Origin of the sequence: Mesotoga sp. HF07.pep.5.2.highcov, from assembly GCF_003666285.1 — a bacterium.
GTDB lineage: Bacteria > Thermotogota > Thermotogae > Petrotogales > Kosmotogaceae > Mesotoga > Mesotoga prima.
In genome coordinates this window covers 1-6712 of the sequence record NZ_JFHJ01000266.1, presented here as the reverse complement: position 1 = coordinate 6712, position 6712 = coordinate 1, and the positions used below count along the sequence as shown (strand labels likewise).

The 6712-nt window shown below is 45.9% G+C and carries 5 protein-coding genes and 1 pseudogene; all 6 read right to left on the bottom strand.

Translation table 11 applies throughout. The annotated features are described in order from the left end of the window. Positions 1-857: 857 nt before the first annotated feature. Positions 858-2372 (bottom strand): 1-acyl-sn-glycerol-3-phosphate acyltransferase, encoded by a 1515-nt coding sequence (locus BG32_RS05470; protein ID WP_121526537.1) that lies wholly within the window; start codon positions 2370-2372, stop codon positions 858-860. Beyond that, positions 2369-3646, bottom strand: coding sequence for a HAMP domain-containing sensor histidine kinase (locus BG32_RS05465; protein ID WP_121526536.1), 1278 nt, complete (start codon positions 3644-3646; stop codon positions 2369-2371). Before BG32_RS05465 ends, BG32_RS05470 begins: the two co-directional genes overlap by 4 nt. Next, a complete protein-coding gene (locus BG32_RS05460) occupies positions 3636-4298 on the bottom strand; it encodes a response regulator transcription factor (protein ID WP_006486775.1) in 663 nt (220 codons plus the stop codon). Before BG32_RS05460 ends, BG32_RS05465 begins: the two co-directional genes overlap by 11 nt. Next, positions 4295-5176 (bottom strand): DMT family transporter, encoded by an 882-nt coding sequence (locus tag BG32_RS05455; RefSeq protein WP_006486774.1) that lies wholly within the window; start codon positions 5174-5176, stop codon positions 4295-4297. The genes BG32_RS05460 and BG32_RS05455 overlap by 4 nt, the downstream gene beginning before the upstream one ends. A gap of 31 nt (positions 5177-5207) precedes the next feature. After that, positions 5208-6281 carry a DUF4384 domain-containing protein gene (locus BG32_RS05450; RefSeq protein WP_006486773.1) on the bottom strand — a complete coding sequence of 358 codons (1074 nt, stop codon included), beginning with the start codon at positions 6279-6281 and terminating at the stop codon, positions 5208-5210. Then, a pseudogene (locus BG32_RS05445) lies at positions 6278-6712 on the bottom strand (L-lactate dehydrogenase); the annotation flags it as partial. The gene BG32_RS05450 and the pseudogene BG32_RS05445, both read right to left, overlap by 4 nt.

Below are 6712 nucleotides of genomic sequence, written 5' to 3'. Positions count from 1 at the left end.
TGTCTGTCTCGTTTTTCGCGAAAGACAGGGATCCTGACCAGGAGCATTGTCAGGATGACAAGAAGGGAGAGTCCCCTGCCCTTAAATCATGTTGTATCATCCCGTTATTTCCAAGCTCTCTTATCCCGTAGAGTCTGCGCCAATATGGATTATGTTCATGATCCAATTCCGTCATCCCGTGATGCTTTTGCACGGGATCTAGCATCTAGAAGCTGCTTTAAGCTGTGGAGATCAGTTTCACCAGCTCGAGAACCAGAAGAGAGTTTCCGGTGAGTGCTGTTTTTTCATGACTGGTTGGAGTCCAAACGCTCTTGAATCATCACCTTGCCCAAGAACGAAGAACAGATCTTCGCTCTGGAACCAAGAACAGGTTTTTTAATCGGAGAACGGAGAACCGCTCAACGGTCAACCAGTCCTATGCTCTTTCCAACCACCAACCTCCGACCCCGGCCTTTTTTACAACTCACAACTTGCATCTTGCAACTGATTTGCTTTTCTTTCCTACCCCCTACCTGCTAACCCTAACCCCGATCGTTCTCAAAGCCCAGATCCCGTACAAGAGCATTACGGGATGACACACTTAGGTTATTCAGAAAGCATCACACTCTGTCATTCTGACAATGCTCCTAGTCAGAATCTCGATCTTCTCGTACGGGAAACTGTGGAGGTCAGACAGTTCGTCGGAGAACGGAGAACCGTTCAACGGTCAACCAGTCCTATGCTCTTTCCAACCCCCGACCTCCGACCCCCAACCACGGTCTTACAACTCACAACTTGGAACTTGGAACTGATTCTTTGTTCTTCCGACCGCCTACCACGAACCCGCAACCACGCAATCAGCAATTACGTCGCGCGAGCTATCCCCAGAGATCGGTGTGATAGTTCTCTTTCTTAAGTCTGAATTTGATCTGGAAGTCTACCACTTCCTGCCACATTAGAGCGCTGGTCGTAGAGACGAAACTAACCATTTCATTTGCAATCCCAAAGACCGGTTCTATACTTTTTTCTATACTGGAGTTATTTATGACGCTATAATCCAGCCTGTAGTCTCCGATCATCGCGTGGTCCTCGTACATGTTTGCCGTTACCCTCTCTCCATTGAATATTACCTCATCCTTTATGGGGAAGGAAAGGCCCATGCTTCCAGGCATTATCCTGTCGTGGAGTTGAATTACTTCGTTTACAGTTGGCTTGGTCCAGCTTTTTCCGCACGAAGAACATGAGAAGCCAGTTTTGAAGCCTTTGATAGAGGCAACGGCGCCACAGCTTGGACAGCGCCAGATCAGCTTTTCTATACGTTTGTAGTTTCGGTAAGGAAGCTTGAAGGTTGGATCCTCCTTGGCGAGGAAGCCCATGACTTTTTCTTCTAGCTGGGGATCATCTGCTTCGACCGGATCACCGAATTCTACGGTCGAAGTCCCCAATGCAAAAATCTTTGCCCATCTAGGCCAAAGTCTCTGTACTCCATAAAACTTCACCGGGATTACCGGGATTTTCAACATCCTGAAAAGCTTCCATATCTCTCTCTTTGTATGTAGGAGTCTGCCGTCCCATGATCGTGCTGCTTCAGGTGCAATTCCCAGTGGAACTCCCTGTTTTATTGTCGAAAGCATCTGTCTTATGGCGGATGTATCGACAGCATATCTTCTGACAGGAATTACGGCGAGCCAGTTGAGCAACCCGAGTCTATCAACGTAGATTGCGGTGCCTACGAATCTCAGGTAACGCCATGTCGAGTAAAAGATAAGAGGACCGTCGAAATGAGTTTGGTGAGCAAGAGCGAGAACGAAGGGTTTCTTTTCTCTGAGTACCCTTGCATTCTTCACCTTTGAGGGTAGAACAATCAGAATTACCAGCTTCACAACGAATGATGCAACGATGAATTGCCAGGGAATTGATGTCGATTTATCAAAGGGTATCTTTCTTCCGGGATTTGGGATCATGAAAGGTATCTTCTCTTTATAGTCCTCGTAGCCTTCAATTCTTTTCAGAGCGAGTTTTTCTTGGAGCAAAGAATACACAACTATCACTGCGCCTATGATTGCAACGTAAAGAAGCGTCCAATAGTTTCCACTCAACAATCCAAGACCAAAAAGGAAAAGTATGTAACCCAGGTTGAATGGATGGCGAACAAATCTGTATGGGCCGCTTTGAACGGTTTTTTCGGGCCCATAAATAACGGTCGGCAGTCTTCCGGACCAGTAATATACCACAAGAGCAGAATAGATCGCTAGAAGAAGAGACAAAATGATGATAATCGAAGCGACTATCGTCACTCCTAATCCCGCTGAAAACGGTGCTCCGGAAAAGAGGAGAAAGGGAATGATTATCCAGGTTACTGCCAGCTCCGCAACCGATATCGCAATTCTCATCTTAATCCCTCCACTTTGAATACTGCTCCTCCATCCTCACAATTATCTGCATCGATTGAGAGTTTCAACACCTTACAGATCTTGCTGGCAATGGAAAGACCCAATCCATGACCTTCACCACCTCTTGAAGAGTCGCCCCTGTAGAATCTGTTGAATATTCGTTCTTTTTCATCCTCGTTGATTCCCATGCCATGATCCCTAACACTTAATGTACCATCTGACCAATTGATCTCTATCGGGCCATTCTTTCCAAACTTCAAGGCATTTTCAACAAGAATTTTTACAATTATCTTAAGCAGAACTCTATCGGTTCGGACTTCGATATCTGGAATCTCGATCTTCATCTCTGCCGACTGATCGGCTGGAACGCTATTGGTGATCTCGAGTACCAGTTCTCTGAGGTTGAAACTTGTTTCGTTTAGTTCGATCTCGGGTCTCGAGAGAAAAAGCAGAGATTCAGTAATTGTCATCATCTTGGTGGCTGTGTCGGAGATACTTTCAGCGGCTTCCTTGACAACCTCTGGGTCGTCAGAACCCCAGCGAAGAATCAGTCTCGAGAAGCCAAGGATTGAAGTCAGTGGAGAGCGAATCTCATGCGCAATGTCTGATGAAAACTGTTCCTGCCTGGTGTATCCATCTTGAATTCTGTCTAGAGCTATATTCAGAGCTTTTTTGAGTTCGGCAAGTTCGGAAGTCTTCGGATCGCTTTCCAGTCTTCTTGAAAGATCATTCAGCGTTATCTCCTTTAACAGACGTGAAGTTTCTTTGATAGGTTTAGAGACCCTGCTTCCAAGGAAGAAGCCGCCTATGATTGAAAGGACAACACCAACCAAGACTGAAAGAAGGAGAGTGGTGGCGAGACTCTCTAGGAAGAAATCGAGATCGTCCATTCTTGCACCGAGAATCACTTTTTCCTCTCCATTCAAGAATCCATAGAGAAGATAGGAGCTGCCATCTATCCTCGTCTTTACATATCCCTCAACATCCGGAACGCTGCTCAGTCCTGTTGGATTCTGAACCACGTTTCCATCAACGCTCACGTAAAACTCTGTAGTTCCTCTGCCTATGGCCATTCTTCCCACGCCATACCTAAACCCTTTGCCCATGGGCGAATCCATGAAGATCTTTCTCATCTCTGCGGAGTAATTGCGAATGAAGACACTTTCGGAGACTCCATAAACGAATATGGCCGAGGCAAAGAGAATGGATACGATCAGAACCACCGAGTAGATGGCTACCTGAGTCGCTGTAGAGAGCTTCCTCCTATCTGACAACGTAGCCAGAGCCCCTCACCGTTTTTATTCTTTCGCCCGTCTTTCCCAGTTTCTTACGCAAGTAGTTAATATATACTTCCACAACATTGGGGTTGCCCCAGTCCTCGCTTCCCCAAACCTTTTCGAGTAATCTTTCCTTTGACATCACAATTCCAGCGTTCGATAGCAGAACTGCCAGCAGATCAAACTCGGTCTTGCTCAATTGCAGAGGTTCTCCATTGAGAAAGGCTTCACGAGATTGCATATCGAGGGTGATTTCGAAGTAGCTGATCCTTTCCACTTTCCCTTTGCGTCTAAGTACTGCTTCGATTCTGGCCAGAAGTTCCTCAATTACAAATGGTTTCGGCAAGTAATCATCTGCACCGCTCTTCAAACCTCGTATTCTGTCCTTAACTTCACCTTTAGCGGTAAGCATTATAACGGGAAGATCGGTGGAAATATACTCTCTGATTTCTTCCAGCACCGAGAAACCATCCAAACCGGGAAGCATCACGTCAAGGATAAGAAGATCTGGAAGCTCTTTTTCTAGATGCTTTAGCGCTTCCTTTCCATCGGTCAAAACTTCTACTTCGTATCCTTCATGGCCTAGCTCCAAGCGAAGCAATTTTCCAATATGCATATCGTCTTCTACGACCATTATCCTTCCTTTCAACCCTTCTTCACACTCCTATCTCGCATTACGAAGGACGAGATCCCTCCAAGTACCATTCCAGCAGTCATGAGAAGCAAACCCACCACTTCCATTTTACCCGGAATCTCTCTCAGTATGATCATTGCAAAGAACAGTGCGAAGGCCGGTTCACCTACGTAGATCAGAGAGGCTCCTACGGAACCGAGAAACCTCTGATATTTCAACTGCACTGCAACCGCGAAGATAGTTGCGAAAACTGCAGAAAACAGCGCAACAAAGAGTATTGAACCGTTTATAAACACACTTCCTTTGACGAAAGGAATCAGCGCCATATTGACAAGAAGCACTACGACAAATTGAGGAACGAGAAGCTCCATTTCGTCGACATCTTCCTTCTGGGTGAAATAAGAGATCAAAACGACATGCAGGGCGAAAGAAACTGCGCAAAGAGCGGTTAGCAGGTCACCAAAGTTGAATCCTGTCTCGGGTGTTGTAAGAAAATACAAGCCGATTAATGATACCCCCAGAGCAAGAATCTGATAGCGGCTGGGGATTCGCCTGTCTACAACGGGACCAATGATTGCGACCAAACCAACGTAAAGAGACGTAATAAAAGCGCTCTTGGATGCAGTTGTATAGACAAGTCCCCACGTCTGAAAAACATATCCTCCCGAAAGGAAAAGTCCCAAAATCAAACCTTGAGTAAGGCTCTTATTTGTGATCTTGAGGCCGAGCTTCTTTCTCAGGGGAATCAGAACCAAGAGAGCGATCGAAAAACGAAGCGCATTATAGAATACCGGGGATAGACCCTCCAGTATGTTCTTCTGCACCGGAAAGGTCAATCCCCAGAATATTACTACGAGTAATAGGTTTACGTATGCCTTCGACTTTAGCTTCATCTAACCTGGAAGTGTCTTCTTCGGGGGGCTCTTAATCAGATGCGCCGAGTATCACTGCAATGACAACTCCCGCTATCAGCACTCCAATTATGGAGAAGAGAATAATGTTGTCGGTTTTCTTCTCTTCTTCGGTTTTCTCGGTTAGAGTGAAACTGACTGAGGTCACCATATCTTTGTTTATGTACACGTTCTGCTTCGAGTCATGATAACCCCATTTGGAAACGGTTACTGTATGACTCCCAACTTTCTCGAAGTCCTTGTATGGAGTGTCGCCGGCGTATTGTCCATCTACGTAAACCTGTCCGTCGGGAATCGATGTGACTTCCAGATAACCGTAAACGTAATTTGGCAGTAGTGAGAAATAAAAATCGCTTGACCCGGGCTGGACATTTATCGTCGCAGGACCATAAACAAGGTTCCTCTCCGTGTACACATACACAGTATGAGGACCGGCTTCAAGTGTTGTCGTAACCGGGGATTTGCCCATGAATATTCCATCGACGTAGACGTTGGCATCCTTTCTGTCTGCGTTTATCGTTGTTCTTACTGTGAAAGGAACATAGCTGTTGTAGAAGTAGGTGTAGCCCAATCCCCAGCTTGTGTTGAAAACCGGATCGATAACTACCGAAAGGTTGTTGATGCTCTGACTCAAGTAGGGAAACGGATATCTGTCGAAGAGAGAGAAGACGTTGCCCAGGAAGTTCAACGGAGATGTGGAAGCAACGACTACGATAGTCTCTCTTCCTCTCTGTGACTGGACCTGTAGATTGTACCTCGTTGTAGCTTTGTCGGTCGGCAAGGTGTAGGTTCTTCCACCCTGCAGATAGTTGTCTTGGTCATATACGTTTGGGAAGAGAACCTGAATCTGACCAGACGGATCGATGTCAAGAACTGCCACGTAAGCACTTCTATCTACTGAAAAAGATAGTCCGAGCGATTCACCGCCATAATAAGTTGATCCCATACCTTTGTTCAGACTTACGTTAACATTGATACTCGCCCCCGGTCTGCTCAAGAACATCAGCCCCTGTGGATCGTACGAAACCGAGGTTGCAAAAAGAGAAACACTTAAGAATACAATTGCTAAGAGCAAAGCCTTTTTCACGCTAATCCCTCCTCATCCCTTAGGTTTTTTATGGCATTGGCGATAATTCCTGCTGAGTTTGATAGTCCCTTTAATTCCGCTGACGACAGGCCTACCTTCAGAATCCTTTCAACTCCCTCTCTGCCAAGTATTGTGGGAACGCTGAAAGGAACATCCTTCAGACCTTCAAACTCCGGGTGAACGCTGGAAACAGTTAGAACTGAATGCTGGTTGTTGAAAATTGTTGAAAGCACTTTTGATACAGCCAGGCCTATTCCGTAAAATGTTGAACCCTTCTTTTCTATAATTTTGTAAGCAGCATTTTTAGTTTCTTCGAAAAGCTTCTGGAAGAGGTCAGCCTCGCAGTCTCTCCTGCAATTTCTGCAGAAGTCGGTTAGAGGAATTCCCGCAATGTCTGCGTGAGACCAGTTGACGATCTCGCTGTCACCATG